At 39.8% G+C, this 1,639-nt stretch carries 1 protein-coding gene and 2 pseudogenes; all 3 read right to left on the bottom strand.

Translation table 11 applies throughout. The features are described 5' to 3' along the window. Window positions 1-381, bottom strand: a 381-nt coding sequence (locus HT709_RS10120; protein ID WP_172925736.1) for a helix-turn-helix domain-containing protein, incomplete at its 3' end; no start/stop codon positions are given. A 39-nt stretch (window positions 382-420) separates the two neighbouring features. Continuing rightward, window positions 421-819, bottom strand: a pseudogene (locus HT709_RS10115) (helix-turn-helix domain-containing protein); the annotation flags it as partial. 295 nt (window positions 820-1,114) lie between these two features. Further along, window positions 1,115-1,639, bottom strand: a pseudogene (locus HT709_RS10110) (hypothetical protein); the annotation flags it as partial.

Genomic DNA, 1,639 nt, shown 5'->3' with positions numbered 1-1,639 from the left:
TTGATAAAAGGCATCACGTGTGTAGGAAGAACCTAACTCCTTTTTATAAGCCTGAAATAAGGCGTCAATTGTAACAAATTCTCCTGCCTCTGCAGCCTTCAAATGACGGGCAAGAAAGGCTTTCTCTTCCTCAATTGTCATATATGCATGGTTACGACCACCACGTGTTTCTTGAAGGAGAGAGTCGAGTCCGAACTCCTCATATTTTTTTACAGTTGGCCAAATCGTTGTTTGATTACAGTCTAAAAGCTCTATAATCTCTTTATAAGATTTACCCATCAGACGAAATAGAACGATTTGAAGGCGTTTATGATATTTAGCTGTACTAGAGTCTTTTAAAAGTGTTTTGATTGTTTGGATTTCTTCTTTAGTTGATTTCATATTACTATTATATAATGCTTTTTGATTTTAGTCTAGTATTAATCCCAATTTTCCATGATGAATCCAATAGTAAATGGTTGAAATTCCCACGTTAACCCCTTTAGCCATAACCATCATTTCAGGAGAAAACTTTTGATTATGATAGTGGAGAATCTTTTCCTTTAGTTCTTTGGTTAAGCTTGATTTCTTGACCGAGCGCCTGCGATTGTTTTCATAAGACTGTTGAGCATAGTCGGTAGAATAAACCTCTTTGAAGCGCCCTTTTCCAAGACATTGTCAGACTGTCCCACGCTTGATTTCAGTGTGGATAGTTTGAGGAGCTTTTCCAAGCAAAGAGGCAATTTCTCTATTTGATTTTCCTTCTTTTGTTTGGCTTTTGTAGTATAATTGTCTTGCATCTCTGTGCCTTTCTTGTGTTTGTGGTTGAACAACAAGTATAACACAGAGGTGTTTTCTTATGCCTAGAAGAGCTTTCATTTTTTTCAAAAAAGGTTGAAAAAACACCTTTGTGAGATAAAATACCCTTCAAATACCGTATCTCCCAAGTGAAAATCTCACAAATTTCTTAAACTTTGAGTCAAACTTCACATATCTAATCCATATCGATAGTTGGACAGAACTCACTTCTATGGTATTATCCTATCCCCCTTCCAAATGTCAAGCAAAAATGACAAGTATTTTAGAAATAACTCGCCATTTCATTAACTTTCTACTATATTAAAAAAATGTGACCTCATAGCAAGGACTCAAACTCAGCGACGCTCATACCCAGCTGATGGCTGGCAACCTCGGAAGTCAGAAGTCCTTGGCGAACCATATCCAGAAAGGCAAAAAGTTTCCCACGTTCCAAGCCTTCTTCTCGCCCTTGTTCAATCCCTTCAGCTCGTCCACGTTCAAGACCACGCTCCAGTCCCTGTTCAAGCCCCTCTGCACGACCACGCTCTAAGTCTTTTTCCTCCGCTTGTTCCAATGCATAGTCATGAGCGAGTAAGGCTTGTTCTTCACGCATACGTAGTTGACTAAACATTTTCCTGTCCTCCTCGGACCAGCTCTTGTAATCTAGCAGTTGGTCTGCTTGGCTGATGGCTCGCTCGGGGCGCTGGGTAAAGGGTTTATTCCCGAAAAACTCCAACCATGGCTTGCGAACGCTATCCTTGCTGGTTTCTCTGTATTTTTATACCATCTTGACCAGATGATGTTCCTGACCGTTATTTGTGATAGTTAAAACCTCACTTGTCGTATCCTCTCGCATACTAAA

This window comes from Streptococcus sp. 1343 (assembly GCF_013277355.1).
Lineage (GTDB): Bacteria > Bacillota > Bacilli > Lactobacillales > Streptococcaceae > Streptococcus > Streptococcus pseudopneumoniae.
This window is presented reverse-complemented; position numbering and strand designations above follow the sequence as displayed.